The 25,036-nt window shown below is 70.1% G+C and carries 28 protein-coding genes; 11 read left to right on the forward strand and 17 right to left on the reverse strand.

Features of this window, described 5'->3' with window-relative positions:
* Positions 1 to 14 precede the first annotated feature (14 nt).
* From G6N14_RS15900 to ssd, 7 genes are all read right to left on the reverse strand, one after another.
* Positions 15 to 326 (reverse strand): Rv3654c family TadE-like protein, encoded by a 312-nt coding sequence (locus G6N14_RS15900; protein ID WP_163787199.1) that lies wholly within the window; start codon positions 324 to 326, stop codon positions 15 to 17.
* A 16-nt stretch (positions 327 to 342) separates the two neighbouring features.
* Positions 343 to 690, reverse strand: coding sequence for a TadE family type IV pilus minor pilin (locus G6N14_RS15905; protein WP_109559666.1), 348 nt, complete (start codon positions 688 to 690; stop codon positions 343 to 345).
* A 6-nt stretch (positions 691 to 696) separates the two neighbouring features.
* Positions 697 to 864, reverse strand: a complete 168-nt coding sequence (locus tag G6N14_RS15910; RefSeq protein WP_085134197.1) for a DUF4244 domain-containing protein — start codon at positions 862 to 864, stop codon at positions 697 to 699.
* Positions 865 to 964: 100 nt separating this feature from the next.
* Positions 965 to 1,552: a type II secretion system F family protein gene (locus G6N14_RS15915; RefSeq protein ID WP_085134079.1), complete on the reverse strand. Its 588-nt coding sequence runs from the start codon at positions 1,550 to 1,552 to the stop codon at positions 965 to 967.
* Positions 1,549 to 2,355, reverse strand: coding sequence for a type II secretion system F family protein (locus G6N14_RS15920; RefSeq protein WP_085134080.1), 807 nt, complete (start codon positions 2,353 to 2,355; stop codon positions 1,549 to 1,551). Before G6N14_RS15920 ends, G6N14_RS15915 begins: the two co-directional genes overlap by 4 nt.
* Positions 2,352 to 3,527, reverse strand: coding sequence for a TadA family conjugal transfer-associated ATPase (locus G6N14_RS15925; protein WP_085134081.1), 1,176 nt, complete (start codon positions 3,525 to 3,527; stop codon positions 2,352 to 2,354). The genes G6N14_RS15920 and G6N14_RS15925 overlap by 4 nt, the downstream gene beginning before the upstream one ends.
* Positions 3,512 to 4,579, reverse strand: a complete 1,068-nt coding sequence (gene ssd / locus G6N14_RS15930; RefSeq protein ID WP_407663172.1) for a septum site-determining protein Ssd — start codon at positions 4,577 to 4,579, stop codon at positions 3,512 to 3,514. Before ssd ends, G6N14_RS15925 begins: the two co-directional genes overlap by 16 nt.
* A gap of 542 nt (positions 4,580 to 5,121) precedes the next feature.
* On the opposite strand from ssd, the gene G6N14_RS15935 reads away from it, so the two are divergent.
* A complete protein-coding gene (locus tag G6N14_RS15935) occupies positions 5,122 to 5,892 on the forward strand; it encodes an HAD-IB family hydrolase (protein ID WP_234808792.1) in 771 nt (256 codons plus the stop codon).
* 427 nt (positions 5,893 to 6,319) lie between these two features.
* Here G6N14_RS15935 and G6N14_RS15940 read toward each other — a convergent pair whose 3' ends face one another.
* Positions 6,320 to 7,066, reverse strand: a complete 747-nt coding sequence (locus G6N14_RS15940; RefSeq protein WP_085134200.1) for an oxidoreductase — start codon at positions 7,064 to 7,066, stop codon at positions 6,320 to 6,322.
* A 40-nt stretch (positions 7,067 to 7,106) separates the two neighbouring features.
* Here G6N14_RS15940 and acs point away from each other — a divergent pair, with 40 nt between their 5' ends.
* Positions 7,107 to 9,071 (forward strand): acetate--CoA ligase, encoded by a 1,965-nt coding sequence (gene acs / locus G6N14_RS15945; RefSeq protein WP_234808786.1) that lies wholly within the window; start codon positions 7,107 to 7,109, stop codon positions 9,069 to 9,071.
* A gap of 9 nt (positions 9,072 to 9,080) precedes the next feature.
* Here acs and G6N14_RS15950 read toward each other — a convergent pair whose 3' ends face one another.
* The gene (locus tag G6N14_RS15950) at positions 9,081 to 9,797 is read right to left on the reverse strand and encodes a chymotrypsin family serine protease (RefSeq protein WP_085134084.1); all 717 of its coding nucleotides are present in this window, start codon (positions 9,795 to 9,797) and stop codon (positions 9,081 to 9,083) included.
* 212 nt (positions 9,798 to 10,009) lie between these two features.
* On the opposite strand from G6N14_RS15950, the gene G6N14_RS15955 reads away from it, so the two are divergent.
* Complete coding sequence (locus tag G6N14_RS15955; protein ID WP_085134085.1) at positions 10,010 to 10,570, forward strand: phage holin family protein; 561 nt, start codon at positions 10,010 to 10,012, stop codon at positions 10,568 to 10,570.
* Entirely contained in the window at positions 10,570 to 11,529 is a 960-nt protein-coding gene (locus tag G6N14_RS15960; protein WP_085134086.1) for an alpha/beta fold hydrolase, read from the forward strand. Before G6N14_RS15955 ends, G6N14_RS15960 begins: the two co-directional genes overlap by 1 nt.
* 19 nt (positions 11,530 to 11,548) lie before the next feature.
* On the opposite strand, the gene marP is transcribed toward G6N14_RS15960, so the two are convergent.
* The 4 genes from marP to nth are packed head-to-tail and all read right to left on the reverse strand — an operon-like array spanning position 11,549 to position 14,860.
* The gene (gene marP, locus G6N14_RS15965) at positions 11,549 to 12,742 is read right to left on the reverse strand and encodes an acid resistance serine protease MarP (RefSeq protein WP_085134087.1); all 1,194 of its coding nucleotides are present in this window, start codon (positions 12,740 to 12,742) and stop codon (positions 11,549 to 11,551) included.
* Positions 12,739 to 13,539 (reverse strand): NUDIX hydrolase, encoded by an 801-nt coding sequence (locus G6N14_RS15970; RefSeq protein ID WP_407663130.1) that lies wholly within the window; start codon positions 13,537 to 13,539, stop codon positions 12,739 to 12,741. The genes marP and G6N14_RS15970 overlap by 4 nt, the downstream gene beginning before the upstream one ends.
* Before the next feature lies 1 nt (position 13,540).
* The gene (locus G6N14_RS15975; protein ID WP_085134089.1) at positions 13,541 to 14,164 is read right to left on the reverse strand and encodes a TlpA family protein disulfide reductase; all 624 of its coding nucleotides are present in this window, start codon (positions 14,162 to 14,164) and stop codon (positions 13,541 to 13,543) included.
* A 15-nt stretch (positions 14,165 to 14,179) separates the two neighbouring features.
* Positions 14,180 to 14,860, reverse strand: coding sequence for an endonuclease III (gene nth / locus G6N14_RS15980; protein WP_109559667.1), 681 nt, complete (start codon positions 14,858 to 14,860; stop codon positions 14,180 to 14,182).
* Positions 14,861 to 14,992: 132 nt separating this feature from the next.
* On the opposite strand from nth, the gene G6N14_RS20570 reads away from it, so the two are divergent.
* Both G6N14_RS20570 and crp read left to right on the forward strand, forming a co-directional pair.
* The gene (locus G6N14_RS20570) at positions 14,993 to 15,133 is read left to right on the forward strand and encodes a hypothetical protein (RefSeq protein WP_165756864.1); all 141 of its coding nucleotides are present in this window, start codon (positions 14,993 to 14,995) and stop codon (positions 15,131 to 15,133) included.
* 103 nt (positions 15,134 to 15,236) lie between these two features.
* A complete protein-coding gene (gene crp, locus G6N14_RS15985; protein WP_013830875.1) occupies positions 15,237 to 15,911 on the forward strand; it encodes a cAMP-activated global transcriptional regulator CRP in 675 nt (224 codons plus the stop codon).
* A 78-nt stretch (positions 15,912 to 15,989) separates the two neighbouring features.
* Here the strand turns inward: crp and G6N14_RS15990 are convergent, their stop codons facing one another.
* The 3 genes from G6N14_RS15990 to G6N14_RS16000 are packed head-to-tail and all read right to left on the reverse strand — an operon-like array spanning position 15,990 to position 17,396.
* Positions 15,990 to 16,766, reverse strand: coding sequence for an MBL fold metallo-hydrolase (locus tag G6N14_RS15990; protein WP_085134091.1), 777 nt, complete (start codon positions 16,764 to 16,766; stop codon positions 15,990 to 15,992).
* Between the two features lie 7 nt (positions 16,767 to 16,773).
* Positions 16,774 to 17,238, reverse strand: coding sequence for a RidA family protein (locus tag G6N14_RS15995; protein ID WP_085134092.1), 465 nt, complete (start codon positions 17,236 to 17,238; stop codon positions 16,774 to 16,776).
* Positions 17,235 to 17,396, reverse strand: coding sequence for a Sp36 family protein (locus G6N14_RS16000; protein ID WP_105295166.1), 162 nt, complete (start codon positions 17,394 to 17,396; stop codon positions 17,235 to 17,237). Before G6N14_RS16000 ends, G6N14_RS15995 begins: the two co-directional genes overlap by 4 nt.
* A gap of 47 nt (positions 17,397 to 17,443) precedes the next feature.
* On the opposite strand from G6N14_RS16000, the gene G6N14_RS16005 reads away from it, so the two are divergent.
* Together G6N14_RS16005 and G6N14_RS16010 are read left to right on the forward strand one after the other, a co-directional pair.
* Positions 17,444 to 18,466 (forward strand): ATPase BagA, encoded by a 1,023-nt coding sequence (locus G6N14_RS16005; RefSeq protein ID WP_179960844.1) that lies wholly within the window; start codon positions 17,444 to 17,446, stop codon positions 18,464 to 18,466.
* Entirely contained in the window at positions 18,463 to 19,620 is a 1,158-nt protein-coding gene (locus G6N14_RS16010; RefSeq protein WP_085134093.1) for an ATPase BagB, read from the forward strand. Before G6N14_RS16005 ends, G6N14_RS16010 begins: the two co-directional genes overlap by 4 nt.
* A 30-nt stretch (positions 19,621 to 19,650) precedes the next feature.
* Here G6N14_RS16010 and G6N14_RS16015 read toward each other — a convergent pair whose 3' ends face one another.
* The gene (locus G6N14_RS16015; protein ID WP_085134094.1) at positions 19,651 to 19,986 is read right to left on the reverse strand and encodes a WhiB family transcriptional regulator; all 336 of its coding nucleotides are present in this window, start codon (positions 19,984 to 19,986) and stop codon (positions 19,651 to 19,653) included.
* 406 nt (positions 19,987 to 20,392) lie between these two features.
* Between G6N14_RS16015 and ponA2 the strand changes: the two genes are divergently transcribed.
* From ponA2 to cds1, 3 genes are read left to right on the forward strand one after another with little or no spacing between them, the layout of a single operon-like run.
* On the forward strand, positions 20,393 to 22,813 hold the full coding sequence (gene ponA2 / locus G6N14_RS16020) for a transglycosylase/D,D-transpeptidase PonA2 (RefSeq protein ID WP_085134095.1): 2,421 nt from the start codon (positions 20,393 to 20,395) through the stop codon (positions 22,811 to 22,813).
* A 36-nt stretch (positions 22,814 to 22,849) separates the two neighbouring features.
* Positions 22,850 to 23,815 carry a metallophosphoesterase gene (locus tag G6N14_RS16025; RefSeq protein WP_085134096.1) on the forward strand — a complete coding sequence of 322 codons (966 nt, stop codon included), beginning with the start codon at positions 22,850 to 22,852 and terminating at the stop codon, positions 23,813 to 23,815.
* Positions 23,812 to 24,924 (forward strand): L-cysteine desulfhydrase Cds1, encoded by a 1,113-nt coding sequence (gene cds1 / locus G6N14_RS16030; RefSeq protein WP_085134097.1) that lies wholly within the window; start codon positions 23,812 to 23,814, stop codon positions 24,922 to 24,924. The genes G6N14_RS16025 and cds1 overlap by 4 nt, the downstream gene beginning before the upstream one ends.
* Positions 24,925 to 25,036 lie beyond the last annotated feature (112 nt).

Here is a 25,036-nt window from a genome sequence, read left to right on the forward strand (position 1 = left end):
ACCGCCGTGGCCCCTCAATCGGGCGGCCCCGCGCGGGCCGCTGCACGGGCGGACCCGAGGCGCCACGCGGGAACCGGTATCGCGATGACGACCACCACATCGAGTCCGTCTGTGGTGCAGCTGATCTCGGCGGCGTGCATCCGACGGGCCAGCGCGCCGGCCTGCGCACAGGCGGTCACGGGACCGCCGGGAGCCGATGCCGCACCGGTCAGCGCGGCCAGGTCGGCGATTGCCTGCGCTTGATGCCGGGCGATCACCGCCGAGCCGAGCAGAACGCCGCCGCCGGTGACGCTGAGCAGCACCGCGACCATGCCAGCGGCGGCCACGGTAGCCCCGCCTGCCTCACCCCACCGGCTCGGCCACCGAGATCGCCTCGGCGGTGATCGCCAAGCCCGGCAACAGAACCGGTCGCGCGGTGACCATCGCGACCACCACGTCGCCCTCGGTGCGCAGCCGGATCGTCGCGCCGGCCGGAGCGATCTGCCGCGCCACCGCTGCGGCCGCCGGGGTGTCGCCGCGGGCCGCCAGCCGGGCGGCTTCCCGCGCCGCGTCGATGCACCGCACCTGGGCCGACACCGCGCTGATCCCGGCCAGGGACAGCACCAGCGCCGAAACCAGGGCCGCCAACGCGAACGCCGCCTCGGCGGTGCTGGCGCCGGTGTCCCGCCCAAGGCGCGCACGGCCGGTCACGGCCCTTCAGACCTTGGTGTTCAGCGCACGCCCGATGACACGGCTCAATGCCGACACGATCGAATCGCCGGTCACCACGGCGTAAAGAATCGCGCCGAACGCCGCGGCGGCGATCGTCCCGATCGCGTACTCCACCGTGGACATCCCGGATTCGTCGGACGCCAGCAGCGCCATCCTCAGCGCGATGATGCGGAACCTGTTGCGTGCCTGCACTACCGGTGTTCTCACAGATCCTCCTTCATCGGTTTCCTCTTCAGGTCTGTCGCGGTGGCGATCACAGCAAGCCCGACCGCAGTACGTCGCCGGCCAGGCCGGCCACCACCGGCACGATGCCCAGGCATACGAACGCGGGCAGGAAGCACAGCCCGAGTGGCCCGGCAATCAGCACCGCGGCTCGCTCCGCGGCGGCGGTAGCCCTGTCGGAGGCCTCTGCTCGGCACTGCGCGGCGAGTTGGCCGAGCCCGGCGGCCAGCGCGGTACCCGATGACCCCGACCGGCGGGCCAGGCGCAGCACCGCCGCGACGACCGGGTCGATTGCCGCGCCGGCCGGACCGCCTGGCGCCGACCAGGCAATGCGCGGTTCGGCACCCAACGCCAGCAGATCCGCGCCGCGGCGCAACGCCTGCGCCAACGGCGGCGGCGCGTGCGCAGCGGTGGCTGCCGCCGCGCCGGACACCGACATGCCCGCGGTCAGGCACAGGGCGAACACGTCCATGTCCGCGGCGAGCGCCAGCGCGTCGATCCCCGGGCCCCTCGGGGCCGGCCGGCCGCTGCCCGGGCGGGGCGCGACCCGCGACCGGGCCGTCTGCGGGCCGGCGGCGGCCAGCACTGCCGCTGCCAGCAGGAGCGCGGCCGTGGTCATGCGCCGGCACCTGCGGTGATCCGGTCAGACCACAACAGCCCGGCGCACACCAGGCTCACCCCGATCAGCGTGAGCGTGCCGCCGCCGCCGGCGCCCAGCAGATATCCGATCGGTCGGGCTCCGATCAGCTGGCCCAGCACCACTCCGAGCACCGGCAGGCCGGCCAAGAGTGCCGCCGAGGCGCGGGCCCCGGCCATACCGGCTTCGGCGCGCGCCGAGAACCTGTGCCGGGCGGTGATGTCGCGTTGCGCGGCTTGCATCAGGGCCGCGATCGCCAGGCCGTGCTGTTCGCCGAGTTGCCAATACGCGGCGAGCCGTTCCCACTGTGCGGGCAGCGCCGAGGCTGCGGCGGCATCGCGCAGGCCGGTCGCGACGTCGGCGCCCAACCGGGCCCGGGCCGCGACGCCGCCCAGGCCGGCGGCCACCACACGGTGGCCGGCTTCCGCGGCGCCGACGGCGAAGGCCCGCACCGGATGCGCTCCCACGCGCAACTCACCGACCAGGGCATCGAGCGCGGTTTCCAGGGCGCGTGATTCCGCACTCGCTCGGCGGCGCCGCAGGTGGCGGCGCCGGCGCACGGCGGCGGTGATTCCGAACACGGCTCCGGCCAGCCACGCGCAGGGCGGCAGGACCAGGGTGGCCGCCACCCCGGCGCCGGCGGCCACCCCGAGCACGCTCCAGCGGCCGGCCGTCTCGGCGAACCGGCCGCCCGGGCGGCCGGTCGCCGCGAGACGGCGGCGCGGCGAAGCACCGAGCAGTGCCGCCGCGGCCAGCGCAAGTGCGGCGGTCGCCGGGCCGGTCATGCGGCGCGCCGATCGCGCAGCAGAGCCCGGAGTTCGGCGGCGTGGCCGGTCAGCCCGCGGTCGGCCTGCCACACCGGTTCGGCCTGCACCAGGCCGGCTGAACTGCGGCGCAGCACCGCGATGTCGGTGAGGCGCCGCTGGCCGTCGCCGCCGCGCGCGACGTGCAGCACCACCTGGACGGCTGCCGCCAACTGGCTGTGCAGGCCCGACCGGTCCAGGCCGCCCAGGGCGGCGAGGGCTTCCAGCCGGGCGGGCACGTCGCTGGGACGGTTGGCGTGCACTGTTCCCGCACCTCCTTCGTGGCCGGTGTTCAAGGCGGCGAGCAGGTCGACCACTTCGGCACCGCGAACCTCGCCGACCACCAACCGGTCCGGCCGCATCCGCAGCGCCTGCCGGACCAGTTCGCGCAGCCCCACCTCGCCGATGCCTTCAACGTTCGGCGCGCGCGCCACCAGCCTGACCAGATGCGGATGCCGGGGCAGCAGTTCCGGTGCGTCCTCGACGCAGACCAGCCGCTCGCGCTCGTCTACCGCCCCGAGCAGGGCGGCCAACATCGTGGTTTTTCCGGCGCCGGTGCCGCCGGAGATCAGGAACGCCAAGCGGCCGTCGATGATGTCGGCGAGCAGGGCCGCCGCGGCCGGCGCGATGGCCCCCGCGGCGATCAACGCGGCGAGGTTCTGGGTGGCCGGCCGCAGCACCCGCAGGGAAAGGCACGTGCCACCGGCGGCGAGGGGCGGCAGGATCGCGTGCAGGCGCACGGCGAACTCGCCGGTTCCGATGCCGCGCAGCTGCCCGTCGACCCACGGCTGGGCGTCGTCGAGCCGGCGCCCGGCGGCCACCGCCAGGCGTTGGGCCAGCCGGCGCACCGCCGCTTCGTCGGGGAAACGGATCTCGGTGCGCCGCAAGCCCGCGCCGTCGTCGACCCACACGGCATCGGGTGCGGTGACCAGCACGTCGGTGGTTCCCGCCGCACACAGCAGCGGTTCGAGCACCCCGGCTCCGGTCAGCTCGGTCTGCAAGATCCGCAGGCTGGCCAGCATCTCGGTGTCGCCGAGCACGCCGCCCGACTCGGCCCGCAGGGCAGCGGCAACGGCCTGGGGACGCAACGCCGAGGGCTCTCCGGCCTCGGCGGCCAGCCGTTCGCGGACCCGGTCTATCAGCGAGTCCGGCACGTGACCACGTCCTTGCGCTGCGGCAGCGCTTCCAGAACCCGCCCGGCGGCCACCGCCAGCGCGGAGCGGCGCTGCAGCCGCAGACCGGCGTGCTCGAGCCGCTCGGCAAGGCCTGGCTCGGCCCGCATCGCGGCCAACAGGGGCAGTCCGAGGATCTGGGCCACGTCGTCGGCCCGGAGGCCGCCGGGCGCCGGGCCGCGTACCACCACGCCGACGTTGGGGTTCAGTGCCCGCAGCCGGGGTGCGATCGCCGCGCCGGCCGCGCACGCCCGCACGTCGCACGGGCTGACCACGGCGACGAGGTCGGCGAGGCTCAGGGCAGTCTCGGTGGGTTCGGCCAGCGCCCGGGGCAGATCGCAGATGACGGTGACCCCGCCGCGACGGCCCGCGTCGATGACGGCGTCGAGGGCCCCGGATTCGGCGTCCGGCCCTTGCGCGGCGCGGTGGCCGCGGCCCGGGCCCGACAGCACACTGACTCCGTGCCGGCGGGGTAGCGCCGCACGCAGTGCCGGCCAGGTCAGTCGTCCGCTGTGCTGAGCCAAGTCGCTCCAGCGCAGGCCGGCGGCATTCTCGGTACCCGCCAGCAGGTCGATGCCGGCGCCGCTGGTGTCCAGATCGATCAACAGCGCAGCGCCGGCGCGCTGCGCCAACGCCGTGGCCAGCAGCGAGGTTCCTGCTCCCCCGCATGCGCCGATCACCGCGACGACGGCACCGCGGCCGTGCCCGTCACCGGCCGACTCACCGGCCTCGGCCAGCGCAGCCACCAACTCGTTGCCCTCGGCGGGCAGCGCCAGGACCCGTTGCGCGCCGACGGCGACGCCGGTTCGCCAGGACGCCGCGCTCGGCTGGGCGGCCGTGAGCACGATGACGCCGGCCCGGCGCGGCAGCCGGGCCCTGCCGCAGCGGGCGGCAGCGTCCTCGTCGAGCACGACCGCCGCGGCAGCCGACCAGGTGCTGCGGCTCGGCAGGGTCGCGCCGAGATGGCGGACGTGCGTACCGACCGCCGCGGCCACCCGGTCCACCTCGTCGCGCAGGGTGGCCTGGGCGACCAGGGACAGCAGGCCGGCGGATGAACTCACCGCTTCACCGTCACGCTGGGGTCCCGGCAGCGCCACCCCATCCCAGGCGTGTGTGGATGAATTGTTCGCCTGTGGACAACTCCGGTTGAGCGTTGCCGGAAAAAACCGGACAAATGGCATGAAAAACCGGATCTGTAACACGTTCCAGTCGGCGCAGAGGGGGTCCCGGCGAACACATTGCCGGAGAAAAAAGACGACCCCCGCCAGGGGGGGAGGAGGCGGAGGTCGTCGCGTATCAACCCCGGGGGGTCGGGCCGATACACCCTCGACATAAGCCGAGTGATGTCCACTATACACATGACAGGGCGGTGGGGCGCAAGTATCACTTTGGAAGCATTTTCATTATGTCGGACTACGTGTGAAGTGCTGTTTCGGGCGTAGCACCGGTCCGGCCGGCCGCTCGGACCTATGCTGAGCCGGTGACCGCCCCCACCCCGCAGCCGCAGTCACCACCCACGCCGGCGCCGGCCTCCCCGGCCCTCTCGGCGACCGGGCCAACCCGCACAGCGGCCTTCCTGGACCTCGACCAGACGGTGATCGCGAAGTCCAGCGCCCTGGCCTTCAGCAAACCCTTCATGGCTCAGGGACTGATCAACCGCCGCACGGTTCTCAAGTCGAGCTATGCGCAATTCCTGATGCTGCTTTCCGGCGCCGACCACGATCAGATGGAGCGGATGCGCGCCCACCTGACCAACATGTGCACCGGCTGGAACGTCGAACAGGTCAAGGCGATCGTCAACGAGACCATCCACGACATCGTCACCCCGCTGATCTTCGCGGAGGCGGCGGAGCTGATCGCCGACCACAAACTCTGCGGCCGCGACGTCGTGGTGGTCTCAGCCTCCGGCGAGGAGATCGTGGCGCCCATCGCCCGGGCGCTCGGCGCCACCCATGCCATGGCCACGCGGATGGTCGTGGCCGACGGCAAGTACACCGGCGAGATCGCGTTCTACTGCTACGGCGAAGGCAAGGTGCAGGCCATCCGCGAACTGGCCGCTCGCGAGGGCTATCCGCTCGAGCACTGCTACGCCTACTCGGACTCGATCACCGACCTGCCGATGCTGCAGGCAGTCGGTCACCCCTCGGCGGTGAACCCCGACCGCGCCCTGCGCAAAGAGGCGCTCGCCAACGGCTGGCCGGTGCTGACCTTCTCTCGGCCGGTGTCGCTGCGGGACCGCATCCCGGCACCGTCCGGCGCGGCACTGGCCACCACCGCCGCGGTGGGCATCAGCGCGCTGGCCGCCGGCGCGCTGACCTATTCCCTGTTGCGCCGGCTGGCACCCTGACCGACCAGCCAGCAAACAACCCCGGTCACAATCCGATGACACGCGAGCCGGCCGCGCCTATTACCCCTTGCTGTGGCGTGCGTCACGTAGTACAAAGGAACCACGGAAGCCGGCAAGGCCAGGGTCGACCCGGAAGAGAAGGATCGACCTCCCGAACCGTACTTCCGGAGTGCGGAAAGCGGTACCCACGCGCAGCCATAGCCGCGAAGATGGCAGAAGTGTTGCGGGCCTGCGTAATTCCGGTACGTGATCGGTGATGCCAGCCCTTTGGGTGGGGCTGCAGCCGAAGAACGCCGTAGGAGCGCCGAGGCCACCCACGCAGCCCATGTTGGACGCCTGGTAACCGTGTACCGTGCTAGCGGGCGGCGAGCCGAATCCTTCGGAGCGCCGCCCGCTTTGTTCCCCCCAAAGTAGCTGGAACCGGCGCTTAGCGCCCCGCCTCAGCAATCTCCAGCGCATCGAGCGCCCCGGTGCGCATCGCGCCGCAACACAGCAGCAGCCACCCGGTGACACCCTCGCGCGAACCGGTCGCGAAACCCTCCGCCGCGCGCCGGTAGTCGCGCGCCTTGCGCATCCAGGCCACCTCCGGAACGCCCAGTCCATGGCGGTCCAGGCCGCTGGCGATCGTGACCAGGCGGGCCGCGCCCCGGGCCACCACCCCATCGGCGCTGCCGAACGGCGCCAGCGTCAGAAGTTCGCCGTGCACCACCGCGGCGAAAACCGGGGCGGCCACCGAGGTGCCCCCGGTGGCCAGGTCGGCCAGCATCTCCAGCCGGCGCCCCACGGCCGCACCGCCCTCCGGCCGACCGAGCCGCTCCTCGTCGACCAAGTCCGCGGCGGCCAACACGTGCAACCGGGCCAACGCCTGCAGCGGAGCACGGCGCCACACCTCGACCAGCGCGGTCTCCCCGCCTTCTAACGCTTGGGCCACCCGCAGCGCGCCGGCGAACACCGGGTCGGACGTCGCGTCGGCGTCCACGGCAGCGGGCCCCCCGTCAAGAACCGACGAGGCCCGCGCCGCCCGCAGGGACGCCTCCGCGGCGCTGACCGGCCAGCCGCGCATGTTGGTCTTATGCCGATGCACCCGGGCCAGGCCGTCGCGGACCTGCTCGCTGGCTTCGGCAACGCCCGGAAGATCGAGCAACGGGGCCAGGGGATCCTGCGCAGTGGTCACATGCTGTGACACTACCGTCGAGGTGATTAGGCTCCTGACGGTGAGCAGCAACTCAGACACCGCCCCCGCCCCGTCCGCGTCGTCGTACCCGCCCTCGGCCGAGTTCGCCGCCCGGGCCAACGCGGGTCCGGAGTTGTATCGCGCCGCCGCCGACGATCGGCTCGGCTTCTGGGCCGCGCAGGCCAACCGGCTGAGCTGGGCAAAACCGTTCACCGAAGTGCTGGACTACTCCGACGCCCCGTTCGCCCGCTGGTTCGCCGACGGCAAGCTCAACGTCGCCTACAACTGCGTGGATCGCCACGTGGAAGCCGGCCACGGCGAGCGGGTGGCGATCCATTGGGAGGGCGAGCCCGACGGGGACGCCCGCACCATCACCTATGCCGACCTACTGGCCGACGTCTGTCGGGCGGCCAACGCGCTGACCGGCCTGGGCCTGGTCGCCGGTGACCGGGTGGCGATCTATCTGCCGATGATCCCCGAAGCGGTGGTCGCGATGCTGGCGTGCGCCCGGTTGGGCGTCCTGCACACCGTGGTGTTCGCCGGGTTCTCCGCGCACGCGCTGCGGTCGCGCATCGATGACGCCCAGGCCAAGGTGGTGATCACCTCCGACGGCCAGTTCCGCCGTGGCCAGCCGGCACCGCTCAAGCCCGCTGTCGACGAGGCGGTGGCTGAGGCTCCCAGCGTCGAGCACGTACTGGTGGTGCGGCGCACCGGCGGCGAGATGTCCTGGAACCCCGACCGCGACCTGTGGTGGCACGAGGTGGTGGAGCCGGCCGCCGCGCAGCACACGCCCGAGGCCTTCGACGCCGAGCAGCCGCTGTTTCTGCTGTACACGTCGGGGACCACCGGCAAACCGAAGGGCATCGTGCACACCAGCGGTGGTTACCTGACCCAGGCCGCCTACACCCACCACTACGTTTTCGACCTCAAGGCCACATCCGACGTCTTCTGGTGCACCGCCGACGTCGGCTGGGTCACCGGGCACACCTATGCCGTGTACGGACCGCTGGCCAACGGCGCCACCGAGGTGATCTACGAGGGCACCCCGGACTTCCCGGACCACCACCGACACTTCCAGATCATCGAAAAATACGGTGTCACAATCTATTACACCGCACCGACGTTGATCCGCACCTTCATGAAGTGGGGCCGCGAGGTCCCCGACGCCCACAATCTGTCCAGTCTGCGGTTGCTGGGCTCGGTGGGTGAGCCGATCAACCCGGAGGCGTGGCGCTGGTACCGGCGGGTGATCGGTAAGGACGCGGTTCCGGTGGTCGACACCTGGTGGCAGACCGAGACCGGTGCGGCGATGATCTCCCCGCTGCCCGGGGTTTCCGCGGCCAAACCGGGTGCGGCGATGACGCCGCTGCCGGGGATCTCCGCGCGCATCGTCGACGATCACGGTGACCAGTTGGCGCCGGATCAGTCCTCCGGCGAGCCGGTCTCGGGATACCTGGTCATCGACCAGCCCTGGCCGGCGATGACCCGGGGCATCTGGGGCGACCGGCAGCGCTTCATCGACACCTACTGGTCGCGCTTCGCCGAGCAGGGCTGGTACTTCGCCGGCGACGGCGCCCGCTACGACGCCGACGGCGACATCTGGGTGCTGGGCCGCATCGACGACGTGATGAATGTGTCCGGGCACCGCATCTCCACCGCCGAGGTGGAGTCGGCACTGGTCAGTCACGAGGCGGTGGCCGAGGCCGCCGTGGTCGGCGCCATCGACGAGCAGACCGGTCAGCGGATCTGCGCGTTCGTGGTACTGGCGGCCTCCCACAGCCACGTCGGCGGGACTATCGTCGACGAGCTGCGCGAGCGCGTCACCGTGGAGATCTCGCCGATCGCCAAACCGCGTAACGTCCATATCGTCCCGGAGTTGCCCAAGACCCGCAGCGGCAAGATCATGCGGCGCCTGCTGCGCGACATCGCCGACGGCCGCGAACTCGGCGACACCTCAACCCTGGTGGACCCCAGCGTGTTCGACGCGATCCGGGCGGCCGACTAGGACGGGCGCCTAGCCGATCGGCACGAATCCGGCTCCGGGGCGGCCATTTTCGGCGATGTCGCCCAGTACGGCGTTGATCGACACCACGACCGCAGGAGTGTGCAACGGGATGTACTTGATCACGCAGGTGGGCAACGCGTCGCTGAACGCCCCGTGGATCATGCCGACCAGCATGTTGTTCACCACGACCGGCCCGCCGGAGTCGCCGGGGCGTCCGCAGACCTGCATCACGATGGTGCCGGGATCCTGGCCGGGCCCCCAGGTGACACCACACGAGTTGCCCGTGGTGCGGCCCTGCTTGCACGCGATCTGGCCGAACAAGGGGTCCGGCCCGATCCCGCCGATCACAAAGCCGCCGAAGTTGGGCACCGGGGTCACCTTGTCCGGGTCGAACTCGATCACCGCGTAGTCCAAGGCGTCGTTACCGGCCACCATGTGACCGATCGTGCCGCTGCGCTCTGCGCCCTCAGCGGCCACCCGGGCGCCCGGGCCGCCGCAGTGCGCGGAGGTGAAACCGATCAGGGCGCCGGTCCTGTCGTGACCGATCGAGGTCAGCGTGCACAGCGTGTCCTCATCGACCACCAGGCCCGCGCCCCCGCCGAGCACCACCTTGTCGTCGGCGGCTACTCGGACCGCCGGTACGGCGACCGTGGCCAGGGCGACACCAGTCACTCCTGCCAGCAGCGCCATCACGGCGCGCGGCGACCAGCGGTGTGCGATCTGCACTGCGGTTCTCCCGTCGGTTAACTCCACCTCAGTGGTAAATAAACAGCGTAGCGGCGCTGGCGGCTCACCGCGGGTCTGGGCGCGCCGCGACCCGCCCCCACCCACCTCCGCTGAGCTGTCTCCATCGGCCGCGGCTTTACCGGGGTCACTCGTGGGGCCGGCCAGCGCATGGCAACATTAAGCCGCGACGACGGCGAACGGGAGGACAGCCAGTGAGCAAGGCCGATCGCAGGAATGCATCACGCGCCTCGAACAGATCCGCCAGGACGGACCGCAACGGCGTACCCAACGGCTTGGCGACCATCCCGCTTGCCGACCCGCACGCGCTACCGGCCGACCCGTCGCTGGGCGATCTGGTCAAGGACGCCACAGCGCAGATTTCGACGCTGGTGCGCGCGGAGGTCGAACTCGCCCGCGCCGAGATCACCCGCGACGTCAAGAAGGGCCTGACCGGCAGCGTGTTCTTCATCGCGGCCCTGGTCGTGCTGTTCTACTCCACCTTCTTTTTCTTCTTCTTCGTCGCCGAGCTGCTCAACGTGTGGCTGCAGTCCTGGGCTGCCTACCTGATCGTGTTCGGGCTGATGCTGGTGTTCACGGTGGCCCTTGCCCTGATCGGCTACTTGCGGGTTCGCCGCATCCGCGGGCCGCGCAAGACCATCGAGACGGTGCGCGAGGCACGCGATGCGCTGCGCCCCGACCCGGACCGCCTGCACGGCGCGTCGGCGACGGCCGCCACCGACGGCAAGCCGACCACCGATCCGTCGGGCTGGTAGTGCCACCACCGGATCCGTCGATCACCCGCATCGACGGGCCGTGGCGACACTGGGACATCCACGCCAACGGCATTCGCTTCCATGTCGTCGAGGCGGTTCCGGACGGCGACATCGCCGCCGACGGCCCGCCGACGGCACGGCCGCTGGTGATGCTGCTGCACGGGTTCGGGGCGTTCTGGTGGACGTGGCGTCATCAACTGCGCGGGCTGCGCGGCTTTCGAGTCGTCGCGGTCGACCTGCGCGGCTACGGCGGCAGCGACAAGCCGCCCCGCGGCTACGACGGTTGGACGCTGGCCGGCGACACGGCCGGGCTGATCCGGGCCCTGGGACACTCCTCGGCGACCCTGGTGGGCCACGCCGACGGCGGCCTGGTGTGCTGGGCGACCGCGCTGCTGCACCCCCGCTTGGTGCGCGACATCGCGGTGGTCAGCTCGCCGCACCCGGCAGCGCTGCGCAACTCGGCGCTGACCCACGCCGATCAGGGCCGGGCACTGTTGCCGTGGCTGCTGCGCTACCAGGTTCCGTTCTGGCCGGAGCGCACCCTGACCCGGCGGGACGGAGCCGAGATCGAGCGGCTGGTGCGCAGCCGGGCCGGGGCGAGATGGCAGGCAAGCGCCGATTTCACCGAGACGATCGGGCATTTGCGCACCGCGGTGCGCATCCCGTCGGCGGCCCACTGCGCGCTGGAGTACCAGCGCTGGGCGGTGCGCAGCCAACTGCGCGCCGAGGGCCGGCGGTTCATGAAGGCGCTGGACCTGCGCACCTTGGGGATTCCGCTGCTGCATCTCCGCGGCGAGCACGACCCCTACGTGTTGACCGATCCGGTTGAGAAGACCCGGCGGTACGCCCCGCACGGCCGGTATGTGTCGGTGCCCGACGCCGGACACTTCGCTCACGAAGAGTCGCCCGCAGTGGTCAACGAGCACCTGACGCGGTTCCTGCGGGGCGAATCCGGGTGAAACGGGCTGCGGCCCTGGGTTACTCGCCCCCGACACAGGTCTGGGTGGAGACCGGCTGAGTGTTGCCGATGCGGGCCAGTTGGCCCGCCACCTCCTCAGCGGTCATGACGAACCCGGTGTCCGGGTCGTCGACCGCCGCGCCGAACACCACGCCCAGCACCCGGCCGTCCATGCCGATCATGGGACCACCGGAGTTTCCTTGCAGCACAGTGCCTCTGATGGTGTAGACCCGGCGTGTGACCGTCGCGCTGCGGTAGATGTCGGGGCCCTCGAGGTTGATGACGTCGCGGATTCGGGCCGGGGTGGCCTCGAAGACGCCGCCGCCGGGGTAGCCCAGCACCAGCGCGTCGGTGTCGGCATCGGCGGGCGAGGAGGCGAACGTCAACGGCTGCAACGGCAGATCGGGCACGGCCAGGATGGAGATGTCTTCCCTGGGGTCGAAGGAGATCACCGTGGCCTCGTACGATTTGGACCCGCTCTCCACGGTGACGCTGTCCGACCCGGCCACCACGTGCGCGTTCGTCATCACCCGGGTGGGCGCGATCACGAATCCGGTGCCCTCCAGAACCTTCTGGCAGTCCGGCGCCACGCCCCGGATTCTCAGCACGCTCGGCGCAGTGGTTTCCACCACCGGGCTGGCGGCCAGCGCCGGGTCCGGCGCATCCACCGCCGCGATCGGCGTACGGCTGAAGGGCTCCAGTACGGCGGGCAGCCCGGAATCGTCGAGCACGGCCGACAGCCGCCGCGGGACGTTCTTGAGCCATTGCGGCGCGATGTCGTCGACCTGACGCAGCACCCGTGAGTCGTTGACGGCGGCGGCCAGGGCCGGCTGATCCGACGCCGTCAGCGGGGTGGCCAGCAGCCAGGCCGCGATCAGCACCACCCCCAGCTGCAAGACCACCCCGACGACCGAATCCATGGTCCGGACGCCGGGACTGCGGATCGCTCCCCGCACCGCTCGGCCCAGGACCACCCCCGCGACCTCACCGACGACGACCATGGCCAGGATCAGGAACAGCGCGGCGAACAGCTTCAGGCGGGGTCCGGAGACGCTATCGATCAGGTGCGGCGCCAGCAGCACCCCGGCCATCGCACCCAGCGCGACGCCGACGAAGGACAGCAGGGAGCCCAGCGCACCCGAACGCCAGCCGGACACTGCGGCAACGAAGGCGATCGCCAGCACGGCGATGTCCAGCCACTGCGACGACGTCATATTCCGCCTTCTCCTCCAACCTGCGCCATGGCCTCGTCGAGCCCCAGCACCTCGGTGGTGTCCCAGGGCTGCGCCCAGCCAGCCACGTCCAGCATCGCCGAGATCACCTGGGCGGTGAATCCCCAGACCAGCATCTGGTTGAGCCGGAACGCCGGCATGGCCCAACGCCGGCTGCGCGCATCACGGTAAACCATCAACCGGTTCTCGGGGTTGATGAATGCCCGGACTGGAACGCGCGCCACGATTGCGGTCTCGCCCGGGTCCACCACGGTCACCGGCCCGGGATCCTCGGAGTACGCCAGCACCGGCACCACCTGGAATCCCGACGGCGCGATGAAAATCTTCTCCAGCGCCACCAGCGGGTGGATCCGGGCCGGGTCGATCCCGGTCTCCTCGTTGGCCTCCCGCAGCGCGGTGGCAACCGGCCCGTCGTCGCCGGGATCGACCGCTCCGCCCGGGAAGGCGGCCTGCCCCGCGTGATGGCGCAGCGTCGAGGCCCGCACCGTGACCAGCAGGTCAGCCGATTCCGATATCGCCTCCGGCGGGTCGCCAGGCGGCCCGGAGAACAGCACCAGGACCGCGGCGTCTCGCCGCGCGCCGGTGACGCGTGCCTTGGCGTCGGCCGCGGCGATCATGGCCCGAACGTCGGCCGGCACCCGCCGCAGATACGCCGTGGGCACCTTGTCCACATTGTCGACCAGCGGCCGCAGCCAAGACGGGGCACGCGACGGGACCCACGCTCGGGACTCGCCAGCGCTCACCGCGCCTCCCTCTGTGCCGGAACCTGACCGTCCCACATCAGCGGCCGCTGTTCTCGACGGCGGCGGCGATCTCCTCGGCGGTGGCGAAGGGCTGCGGCAGGATGCGGGCAACGCTACCGTCCGCGGCGAGAACCACGGTCGCGGGCATCACGTTGGGCACCTGCAACGCCGCAGCAAGTTGGCGCCGGCCGTCTTGGAGGGTGGGCAGGCGCACGCCCAGTTCGGCCAGCAGTGCCAGCCCCGCGGCTTCGTTGTCGTCTTGATGCACCGTCACCACCGTGACGCCCGCGCCGGCTCGGCGCTGGTATTCGGCGAAGGCCCGCAACTCGTCGCGGCATGGCCGGCACCAGTACGCCCAGAGGTTGAGCACCACCGGCCGGTCGGCCACCATCGCAGCAACGTCTACCGGCGCCCCGTCGGCGGCGCACTCGAGGACGACGCCGCGCAGGGCACTCGGGCCGAGGCCGCCAGGACCCGCCTGGCAGGGCGGCAGGTCGGCGCGCCGGCGCAGAGCAGCAACATCCTGCCCGGCACCGGCCACCGCCCCGCCGCCGCCGGGCGCCACTGCAGCCGGCTCGCGGCGTAGCTCGGCGACCAACCCGGCCAGCAGCGCAACCAGCACCGCAACTATCGCGACGGTCCATCGAGTCGATCTGGTCATCGGTGCGGCGACTCGCTACAACCCGGCCAGCGCCAACAGGTGCTCGGTCTCGGGGCCCTTGACCAGCGCGGCCGCCTCCATCGGGGAGGTGGGCCCGATCCCGAAGGACGGGCAGTCCTTGGCCACTACGCACACCCCGCAGGCCGGTTTGCGGGCGTGGCAGACCCGCCGGCCGTGAAAGATCACCCGATGGCTGAGCAGGGTCCATTCCTTGCGCTCGATGAGCTCACCGACCGCGTGCTCGACCTTGACCGGGTCTTCTTCGCTGGTCCAGGCCCAGCGCCGCACCAGGCGACCGAAGTGCGTGTCGACGGTTATGCCCGGGACGCCGAAAGCGTTGCCCAGGATCACGTTGGCGGTCTTGCGGCCGACGCCGGGCAGCTGCACCAGTTCTTCCATGGTGCGGGGCACTTCCCCGTCGTAGCGTTCCACCAGCGCCTGGCCCAGCTTGATCAGCGCCGCGGCCTTGTTGCGGTAGAAGCCGGTGGGCCTGATCAGCTCTTCGAGCTCGGTGCGGTCGGCCTGGGCGTAGTCCAGCGCCGTGGGGTAACGGGCGAACACCGCCGGCGTCGTCAGGTTCACCCGGACGTCGGTGCACTGGGCCGAGAGCACCGTGGCGACGGCCAGTTCCAGGGGTGTGGTGAAGTCCAGCTCGCAGTGGGCGTCCGGAAACGCCTGAGCCAGAGTCCGATTCATGCGGCGAGCGCGCCGGATGAGTCCCGTCCGGGTCTCCGTCCGTGCCGCACGGGGCGTTTTGTCCACTGTCACCTCCGACAGGGTACTAATTTGTGACCCCAACGAGACCTTGCCCAGGTTTACTGGCGACTTGTGTCCTGGTTGCTGATCACCGCCATCCCGACGCTGCTGATGCTGTCGGCAGTCGGGCTGGAACGCATCGAAACCGGGCTGAGCCAGCGCGACGATGCCAATCCGCAGTTTCCCCCGAATTCCCATGCCGATCGTGTGTAGCGTTGTAACGTCTCTTGACGCCTGGCTCTAGACTCAGGTGGCTGGCCGGTTCAGCGGCCGACGATTATGCATTAAACCTTCATCAAAACATCTAAGGGGCATCGTGGACGAGATCCTGGCCAGGGCCGGAATCTTCCAGGGAGTTGAGCCCAGCGCCGTAGCCGCGCTGACCAAGCAGCTTCAGCCCGTGGACTTTCCGCGCGGACACACTGTGTTCGCCGAGGGAGAGCCCGGCGACCGGCTGTACATCATTGTCTCCGGAAAAGTGAAAATCGGTCGGCGCTCCCCCGATGGCCGGGAGAACCTCCTGACCATCATGGGCCCCTCGGACATGTTCGGCGAGCTGTCGATCTTCGACCCCGGCCCCCGGACCTCCAGCGCGACCACCATCACCGAGGTGCGCGCGGTGTCGATGGACCGCGACGCCTTGCGGTCGTGGATCTCTGATCGCCCCGAGATCGCCGAGCAGCTGCTGCGGGTGCTGGCCCGCCGGTTGCGGCGCACCAACAACAACCTGGCGGACCTGATCTTCACCGACGTGCCCGGCCGGGTGGCCAAGCAGCTGCTGCAGCTCGCGCAGCGGTTCGGCACCCAGGAAGGCGGGGCCCTGCGGGTCACCCACGACCTGACTCAGGAAGAGATCGCTCAGCTGGTCGGAGCCTCCCGCGAGACGGTCAACAAGGCGCTGGCCGACTTCGCTCACCGCGGCTGGATTCGGCTCGAGGGCAAGAGCGTGCTGATCTCGGACTCCGAGCGTCTGGCGCGGCGCGCGCGCTAAGCACCGTCGTATCGACTCCGGCGTCGTGCAGGTACCGGCGCGTGCTTTCCCATCCACAACGTGGGCTGCACGCGTAGGTCAGCGACGCAGGTAGTCCAGCTGGGCCTGCACCGACCATTCGGCGGCACTCCAGAGCTCCTCGTCGACGTCGGTGTAGACGTGTTCGACAACCTGGCGGGCGGTGGCGTCGTCGCCCAGCGCGGCCAACGCGGCGCGCACCTGGTCGAGCCGCTGTTCGCGGTGCCGCAGGTAGCCTTCGGCCACCGCTTCGATGTTCGGCAGCTCCGGACCGTGACCCGGCAGCACCGTACGCCCGCCCAGGCCGCGCAGCCGCCGCAGCGAGTCCAGGTAGCGCGTCAGGTCGCCGTCTTCGGAGTCGATGACGGTGGTGCCCCGGCCCAGTACGGTGTCGGCGGTCAGCACGGCGTCGTCGAGCACGAACGACAGCGAGTCCGCGGTGTGTCCGGGCGTGGCGAAGACGGTGATGCGCAGCCCGGCCGCGTCGATCACCTGACCGTCGGTCAGCCCGCCGCCCAGCCTCCGCTGAAATCCGCTGCCCGCCGAGTACACCGGGGCGCCGACGGCCTCGACCAGCTTGTCGATCCCATCGGTGTGATCGAAATGCCGGTGGCTGATCAGGACCAAGGCGATCCGGCCGAGCTCTGCGAGCCGGCCGATGTGCTCGTCGTCGTCGGGCCCCGGGTCGACGAGCACCAGCTCGTCACTTCCCGGCCCCCGCAGCACCCAAGTATTGGTGCCTTCCAGGGTCATCAGCCCGGGATTGTCGGCCAGCAGCACCGACGCGGTCTCGGTGACGGGCCGCAGCCGGCCGTAGGCGGGATGACTGGCCGACACGACTCGGTTACTCCGCCGCGGCCTTCAGCTCGACGATCAGCTCGACCTCCACCGGCGCATCCAGCGGCAGTTCGGAGACCCCGACCGCGGAGCGGGCGTGTTTGCCGGCGTCGCCGAACACCTCACCCAACAATTCGGAGGCCCCGTTGACCACGGCGGGCTGCCCGTTGAAACCTGGCGCCGACGCGACGAATCCCACCACCTTGACCACGCGAGCCACCGCGTCGAGCCCGACCAGGGCATCCACGGCGGCCAGCGCGTTCAGAGCACAGATCCGGGCCAGCGCCCGCCCGTCTTGCGGGCTGACTGCGGCGCCCACCTTGCCGGTGCGCAAGGCGCCGTCCTGCATCGGCAGCTGACCGGAGGTGTAGACCAGGTCGCCGGTTCGGACCGCCGGAACGTAGTCCGCCAGCGGCGCGACCACCTGGGGCAAGACGATTCCGAGCTCGTCCAGCCGGGCTCGCCAGCTCATCGCGGGCGCTTCAGGAAGGCGATGAGCTGCTCACCGGAAGGCCCCGGCAGCACCGAAACCAACTCCCAGCCGTCTTCTCCCCACTGGTCGAGGATCTGCTTGGTGGCATGCGTGATCAAGGGGACGGTGGCGTACTCCCAGACCGTGCGTTGACTCATAGCAGCGAGCTTATCGCTAGGGCACCCGAGCACTTGGTTAGCATGCAGTGGTGACAGCGACATCCCGCAGCGAGCCGCTTCTCGGCTGGCCTTCGCGATTGACGAAGGCCCGGCTACATTTCGTAACCGGTAAGGGCGGTACCGGCAAGTCCACGGTGGCAGCCGCGCTGGCGTTGTCGCTGGCGGCCGGCGGGCGCCGGGTCTTGCTGGTGGAAGTGGAAGAGCGCCAAGGCATTGCGCAGCTCTTCGACGTGCCACCGCTACCCATTGAGCCGGTCAAAATCGCGACCGCCGAGGGCGGCGGGCACGTCGATGCCCTGGCGATGGACATCGAGGCCGCGTTCCTGGAATACCTCGACCTGTTCTACAACCTGGGTCTGGCCGGGCGGGCGATGCGGCGCGTCGGTGCCGTCGAGTTCGCGACCACCATCGCGCCCGGGCTGCGTGACGTGATCCTCACCGGCAAGATCAAGTACCACGTGATCCAGGTCGACAAGAACAACAAGCCGGTCTACGACGCCATCGTGGTGGACGCACCGCCGACCGGCCGGATCTCGCGGTTCCTCGACGTCACCAAGGCGGTGTCGCAACTGGCCAAGGGTGGCCCAGTGCACTCGCAGGCCGAGGGCGTGGTGAAGCTGCTGCACTCCGATGAGACCGCGATCCATCTGGTGACGCTGCTGGAAGCCCTGCCGATGCAGGAGACCCTCGAGGCCATTGAGGAGCTGCGGCAACTGGACCTGCCGATCGGTAGCGTGATCGTCAACCGCGACATCCCCGCGCACCTGCAACCCGCCGACCTGGCTAAGGCAGCCGAAGGGGTCGTCGACGCCGATGCGATGCGGGCCGGGCTGGCCGCGGCGGGCATAACGCTCGACGACGACGATTTCGCCGGCCTGCTGACCGAGACCATTCAGCACGCCACCCGCATCAGCGCCCGGACGGAGACGGCCGAGCAGCTGGAGCAGTTGGATGTGCCGCGCCTGCACCTGCCGACGATCCCCGACGGGATCGACCTCGGCAGTCTCTACGAGCTGTCCGAGATTCTCGGCCAACAGGGGGTTCGATGACACCCGACACGACCGGCAAACCGCTGGCTCTGGACTTGGCGGCGATCCTGGCCGACACCGCCAACCGCGTGGTGGTGTGCTGCGGCGCCGGGGGCGTCGGCAAGACCACCACGGCGGCGTCGATGGCGCTGCGGGCTGCTGAATACGGCCGCACCGTGGTGGTGCTGACCATCGACCCGGCCCGGCGGCTGGCACAGGCGCTGGGTATCGACGACTTGGGCAACCACCCGCAGCGGGTGCCGCTGTCCCCCGAGGTGCCCGGCCAGCTTTACGCGATGATGCTCGACATGCGCCGCACCTTCGATGAGATGGTGACGCAGTACTCCGGCCCGGAGCGGGCCGAGGCGATCCTGGACAACCAGTTCTACCAAACTGTGGCCACCTCGCTATCCGGCACGCAGGAATACATGGCGATGGAGAAACTGGGCCAGCTGCTGAGCGAGGACCGCTGGGACCTGGTGGTCGTCGACACGCCTCCGTCGCGCAACGCCCTGGACTTCCTGGACGCGCCCAAGCGGCTGGGCAGCTTTATGGACAGCCGGCTGTGGAAGTTGCTGCTGGGCCCCGGCCGCGGCATCGGCAAACTGGTCGCGGGCGCGGTGGGCCTGGCAATGAAAGCCCTCTCGACCGTGCTGGGCTCTCAAATGCTTTCCGACGCAGCGAATTTCGTGCAGTCACTGGACTCCACTTTCGGCGGCTTCCGGGAGAAGGCGGAGCGCACCTACGATCTGCTCAAACGCCACGGCACTCAGTTCGTGGTGGTGTCGGCCGCCGAGCCCGACGCTTTGCGGGAGGCATCGTTCTTCGTCGACCGGCTCTCGAGCGAGCGGATGCCGCTGGCGGGTCTGATCCTCAACCGGACGCACCCGATGTTGTGCAACCTGCCGATGGAGCGCGCGATCGACGCCATCGAGACGCTGCGGGAGCCCGAGGTCGGCGCGTCGCTGGCCGAGGGAGCCAAGGCGCTCACCACCGCTGCGCTGCAGATCCATGCCGAACGCGGCGCGACGTCCAAGCGCGAAATCCGGTTGCTGTCCCGTTTCACCCGGGCCAACCCACGGGTTCCTATCGTCGGGGTGCCGTCCCTGCCGTTCGACGTCTCCGACCTGGAGGCGCTGGGCGCGATCGCCGATCAGCTCACGAACAAAAAGTAGAAGTAAGGGCGAAGAGGTCTCAGCCGCGCGTCAGCCGGCGTCGCGCTGCTTGCGCTGGGCGGCGAAGTACTCGCCCCAGGAGGTCACTTCGGGGTGTTGCTTGAGCAGCGCCCGGCGCTGCCGTTCGGTCATACCGCCCCAGACCCCGAACTCGACCCGGTTGTCCAGAGCATCGGCCAGGCATTCGAGCACGACCGGGCAGTGCCGACAGATCACCGCGGCTTTGCGTTGTGCCGCACCGCGCACGAAGAGTTCATCGGGGTCTGCGCCGCGACACACAGCCTTGGAGACCCAGGCGATCCTGCCCTCGTCCTGCACGCCGCGCAGCACGGTTCGGGGAGTTTGGGATACTGACGCCGCTGGCATGCTGGTGCTGCGAACCGCTGTCCCTGCAACAGACACTGACGATCCTCCGTCCCGGCCGCCCCGGCAGCCACCTATCCAACCTCGGCGCCGGACCCGCCATTGCGACCTACGCCACATACTGTCATCAGTGTTACCTGAATCGCACTTGATATCCAAGTTAGGTGGTCAGGTGGCCTTTGCGCAACAGGTTGACCGGCACTTTTTTGGGACAAACGTGCAGTCCGATCATGATTTGGGTCCCAATCAGGCCGTTTGCTCCACGTCGACGTCAATTACCTGGGCGGGCCGGGACGGGCCGCGTTCGGGGTCTTCGGTGAGCACCCCCTGCCGTCGGGGTCGCCGTTGATGGCGGTGGCCCGCTTCTCCCGACTTCGCCGCGCTTGCGAGCACCGCTAGTGTGTTAGCCATGTCGGAGCGTCCCCCGACCGGTCCTACGGTGCTCAAACTGGCCGGGTGTTGTCTGCTCGCCGCCGTCCTGCTCGCGGCGCTGCTGTTTCCCGTTGCCGGCGGGATCGGCCTGATGTCCAACCGCGCCTCGGACGTGGTGGCCAACGGGTCGGCCCAACTGGTCAGCGGCGATGTCCCCGCGGTGTCGACCATGGTGGACGCCAAGGGCAACACGATCGCCTGGTTGTACTCGCAGCGCCGGTTCGAGGTGACCAGCGACAAGATCGCCGACACCATGAAGCTGGCGATCGTGTCCATCGAGGACAAGCGGTTCGCCGAGCACAGCGGGGTGGACTGGAAGGGCACGCTGACCGGGTTGGCCGGCTACGCGTCCGGGGACATCGACACCCGCGGCGGCTCCACCCTCGAGCAGCAGTACATCAAGAACTACCAACTGCTGGTGCTGGCCCAGACCGATGCCGAAAAGCGCGCCGCCATCGAGACCACCCCCGCGCGCAAGCTCCGGGAGATCCGGATGGCGCTCACCTTGGACCGGACCTTCACCAAGCCGCAGATCCTGACCCGGTACCTGAACCTGGTCTCGTTCGGCAACAACTCCTTCGGCGTCCAAGACGCCGCCCAGACGTACTTCGGTGTCGATGCCGCTGACCTGAACTGGCAGCAGGCCGCGCTGCTGGCCGGCATGGTGCAGTCCACCAGCACACTCAACCCCTACACCAATCCCGAGGGCGCGCTGGCGCGACGGAATCTGGTGCTGGACACCATGATCGAGAACCTGCCCGCCGAGGCGGACGCGCTGCGGGCGGCCAAGCAGGAGCCGCTGGGCATCCTGCCGCAGCCCAACGAGCTGCCGCGGGGCTGCATCGCGGCCGGAGACCGGGCCTTCTTCTGCGACTACGTGCAGGAGTATCTGACCAGGGCCGGAATCAGCAAGGAACAGGTGGCCCGCGGCGGCTATGTCATCCGCACCACGCTGGACCCCGACGTGCAGGCGCCGGTCAAAGAGGCCATCGACAGCTTCGCCAACCCCAACGTGCAGGGCGTCGCCAGCGTGATGAGCGTGATCAAACCGGGCACCGACGCCCACCCGGTGCTGGCGATGGCCAGCAACCGCACCTACGGGCTCAACGCCGACGTGGGCGAAACCATGCGGCCGCAACCGTTCTCCCTGGTCGGCGACGGCGCCGGTTCGATCTTCAAGACGTTCACCGTGGCGGCGGCACTGGAGATGGGCATGGGTATCAACGCCGATCTCGAAGTCCCCGGCAGGTTCCAGACCAAGGGCATGGGCAGCGGCGGCGCCAAGGGCTGTCCCAAGGAGACCTGGTGCGTGGTCAACGTCGCCCCCTACCGGTCACCGATGAATGTCTCGACCGCGCTGGCGACCTCGCCGAACACCGCGTTCGCCAAACTCATCTCCCAGGTGGGGGTGGGCCGCACCGTGGACATGGCGATCAAACTGGGCCTGCGTTCCTACGCCGATCCGGGCACCGCCCGCGACTACGACCCGGACAGTAACGAGAGCCTGGCCGATTTCGTCAAACGCCAGAACCTGGGCTCGTTCACCCTGGGCCCGATCGAGGTCAACGCGCTGGAGCTGTCCAACGTCGCCGCCACGTTGGCCTCCGGTGGGGTCTGGTGCCCGCCGAACCCGATCGACAAGGTCTTCGACCGCAACGGCAACGAGGTAGCCGTCACCACCGAGACCTGCGAACGCGTGGTGCCCGAAGGACTGGCGAACACCCTGGCCAACGCGTTGGGCAAGGACATCCAGGGCGGCGGCACCGCGGCGCCGGCAGCCGGTTCGGTCGGCTGGGATCTGCCCATGGCAGGCAAGACGGGCACCACCGAGGCGCACCGCTCGTCGGGTTTTCTGGGCTTCACCAACCGCTACGCGGCCGCCAACTACGTCTTCGACGACTCCAGTTCGCCGTCCGACCTGTGCTCGTTCCCGCTGCGGCACTGCGGGGACGGCGACCTCTTCGGCGGTAACGAGCCGGCCCGGACCTGGTTCGCGGCGATGAAACCGATCGCAACGGACTTCGGCGACGTCATCATGCCGCCGACCGATCCGCGCTACGTGGACGGCGGCCCCAACTCCCGGGTGCCCAGCGTGGTCGGCCTGGAGGTCGACGCCGCGCGCCAGCGCATCAAGGACTCCGGCTTCCAGGTCGCCGACCAGCCGAACTGGGTCAACAGCAGCGCCCGATCGGGCGCGGTGGTGGGAACATCGCCCAGCGGGCAGACCATTCCCGGGTCGATCGTGACCATCGAGGTCAGCAACGGTATCCCGCCACCACCACCGCCGCCGCCGGAGGGCATGCCGCCGCCGGTGGGTTCGACGGTCGTGGAGATTCCGGGGCTGCCGCCGATCACCATTCCGCTGCTGCCCCCCCCGGCGCCTCCGCCGCCGCCGTAGCCGCGGTACCGAAGTCCGGGCAGTAGTCTGAATCTCATGGTCCCTTCACCCGCCCTGACCCGGTCCGTTCTCGCCGCCTCGGCGGCGTTGGGGCCGGCGGCACTGGCCATCGGTTACGGCGCGGCCATCGAGCGCAACGCATTCGTGGTGCGCGAGGCGACGATGCCGGTGCTGGCCCCCGGATCGTCTCCGCTGCGGGTGCTGCACATCAGCGACATCCACATGCGTCCCGGCCAGCGCCGCAAGCAGGCCTGGCTGCGGGAACTGGTGCGCCTGGAACCCGACCTGGTGGTCAACACCGGCGACAACCTGGCGCACCCCAAGGCGGTGCCGGCGGTGGTGCAGGCCCTGGGTGATCTGCTGTCGGTGCCGGGCGTGTTCGTGTTCGGCAGCAACGACTACTTCGGGCCACGGCTGAAGAATCCGGCGAAGTACCTGACCAAGCCGACGCATCGGATCCACGGCGTCCCGCTGCCCTGGCAGGACCTACGAGCGGCGTTCACCGAGCGCGGCTGGCTGGACCTGACCCACAACCGCCGCGAGTTCGACGTGGCCGGGCATCGCATCGCGGCGGCCGGCGTCGACGACCCGCACATCGAGCGGGACCGCTACGACACCATCGCCGGGCCGGCCGACCTGACCGCCGACCTGCGCCTCGGTCTCACCCATTCGCCGGAGCCACGCGTGCTCGACCGCTTCGCCGCCGACGGCTATCAGCTGGTGATGGCCGGCCACACCCACGGCGGTCAGCTGTGCGTGCCGTTCTACGGCGCCCTGGTGACCAACTGCGGGCTGGACCGCTCACGGGTCAAGGGCCCGTCGCAATGGGGCGCCCAGATGCGACTGCACGTCTCGGCGGGGATCGGCACCTCGCCGTTCGCGCCGGTGCGGTTCGCCTGCCGCCCCGAGGCCAGCCTGTTGACCCTGGTGGCGGCACCGACCGGCGGTGACGACTCCCGGCTCACCCGCGGTTCGACCCAGCCTTCCGTCTCGGCGCGTTGACCGAACGGTTTGCCGACCACCAGCATCCCCGCCGCTGGGCCGACAATGCGATCCGCCTGATCGAGGCCGACGCGCGGCGCAGCGCCGACACGCACCTGCTGCGTTACCCGTTGCCGGCATGGGCGGACGACGGCTCGGGTCCCCAGGTGGCGCTCTACCTCAAAGACGAGTCCACCCACATCACCGGCAGCCTCAAGCACCGGCTGGCCCGCTCGCTGTTTCTCTACGGGCTGTGCAACGGCTGGATCGCAGAGGGCACCACGGTGGTCGAGGCGTCGTCGGGCTCCACGGCGGTGTCCGAGGCCTATTTCGCGGCCCTGCTGGGCCTGCCGTTCGTCGCGGTGATGCCGGCCGCCACCAGCGCGTCGAAAGTGGCCCTGATCGAGGCGCAGGGCGGCCGCTGTCATTTCGTGGCGCATTCGGCCGATGTGTACGCCGAAGCGGCGCGCATCGCCGCCGACACCGGTGGGCACTACCTGGATCAGTTCACCAACGCCGAGCGGGCCACCGACTGGCGCGGCAACAACAACATCGCCGAGTCGATATTCGACCAGATGCGGGACGAAACCCACCCCGTCCCGGAGTGGATCGTGGTCGGAGCCGGTACCGGCGGAACCAGTGCGACGATCGGCCGCTACCTCCGCTACCGGCGGCACGCGAGCCGGTTGTGTGTGGTGGACCCGGAGAATTCGGCCTTCTACCCCGCCTACACGCAGCGCCGGTATGACCTGGTGGTCGAGGAGTCGTCGCGCATCGAGGGCATCGGCCGGCCGCGCGTGGAACCGTCGTTTCTGCCCGAGGTCGTGGATCGGATGATCCAGGTGCCCGACGCCGCCTCGGTGGCCACCGCGCGGCACGTCAGCGCCGTCTTGGGCCGCCGGGTGGGCCCTTCGACCGGGACCAATGTCTGGGGGGCGTTCGCGCTGCTGGCCGAGATGGTTGCCACCGGCCGCAGCGGATCGGTGGTCACAGTGCTGGCCGACAACGGTGATCGCTACGCCGACACCTATTACGACGACGACTGGCTGGCGCAGCAGGGGGTCGATCCGACCGGCCCCGCGGCGGTGTTGGCCGAGTTCGAGCGATCCGGCCTGTTCGCCTTCGCCTGAACCCGCTGCTCAGCGGCGTCGGGGTTGGTCACCGCGAGCCACAGCGCGGCCAGAGCGAAGAATCCGGCGTACACCGCTCCGCCTAACAGCGTCATGATTTGACTCCCTTTGC

The organism is Mycolicibacter hiberniae (genome assembly GCF_010729485.1).
GTDB lineage: Bacteria > Actinomycetota > Actinomycetes > Mycobacteriales > Mycobacteriaceae > Mycobacterium > Mycobacterium hiberniae.

Bases quoted from the DNA above. Each gene is read 5' to 3' on its own strand.
- marP (WP_085134087.1), bottom strand. From the start codon at position 12,742: ATGACGTCGTCGCAGTGGCTGGACATCGCCGTGCTGGCGATCGCCTTC.
- G6N14_RS15915 (WP_085134079.1), bottom strand. From the start codon at position 1,552: ATGACCACGGCCGCGCTCCTGCTGGCAGCGGCAGTGCTGGCCGCCGCC.
- G6N14_RS15975 (WP_085134089.1), bottom strand. From the start codon at position 14,164: ATGACCAGATCGACTCGATGGACCGTCGCGATAGTTGCGGTGCTGGTT.
- nth (WP_109559667.1), bottom strand. From the start codon at position 14,860: ATGAATCGGACTCTGGCTCAGGCGTTTCCGGACGCCCACTGCGAGCTG.
- G6N14_RS15995 (WP_085134092.1), bottom strand. From the start codon at position 17,238: ATGAGCTGGCGAGCCCGGCTGGACGAGCTCGGAATCGTCTTGCCCCAG.
- G6N14_RS15910 (WP_085134197.1), bottom strand. From the start codon at position 864: ATGGCGCTGCTGGCGTCCGACGAATCCGGGATGTCCACGGTGGAGTAC.
- G6N14_RS15920 (WP_085134080.1), bottom strand. From the start codon at position 2,355: ATGACCGGCCCGGCGACCGCCGCACTTGCGCTGGCCGCGGCGGCACTG.
- G6N14_RS16015 (WP_085134094.1), bottom strand. From the start codon at position 19,986: ATGCCAGCGGCGTCAGTATCCCAAACTCCCCGAACCGTGCTGCGCGGC.
- G6N14_RS16000 (WP_105295166.1), bottom strand. From the start codon at position 17,396: ATGAGTCAACGCACGGTCTGGGAGTACGCCACCGTCCCCTTGATCACG.
- G6N14_RS16025 (WP_085134096.1), top strand. From the start codon at position 22,850: ATGGTCCCTTCACCCGCCCTGACCCGGTCCGTTCTCGCCGCCTCGGCG.
- ponA2 (WP_085134095.1), top strand. From the start codon at position 20,393: ATGTCGGAGCGTCCCCCGACCGGTCCTACGGTGCTCAAACTGGCCGGG.
- G6N14_RS16010 (WP_085134093.1), top strand. From the start codon at position 18,463: ATGACACCCGACACGACCGGCAAACCGCTGGCTCTGGACTTGGCGGCG.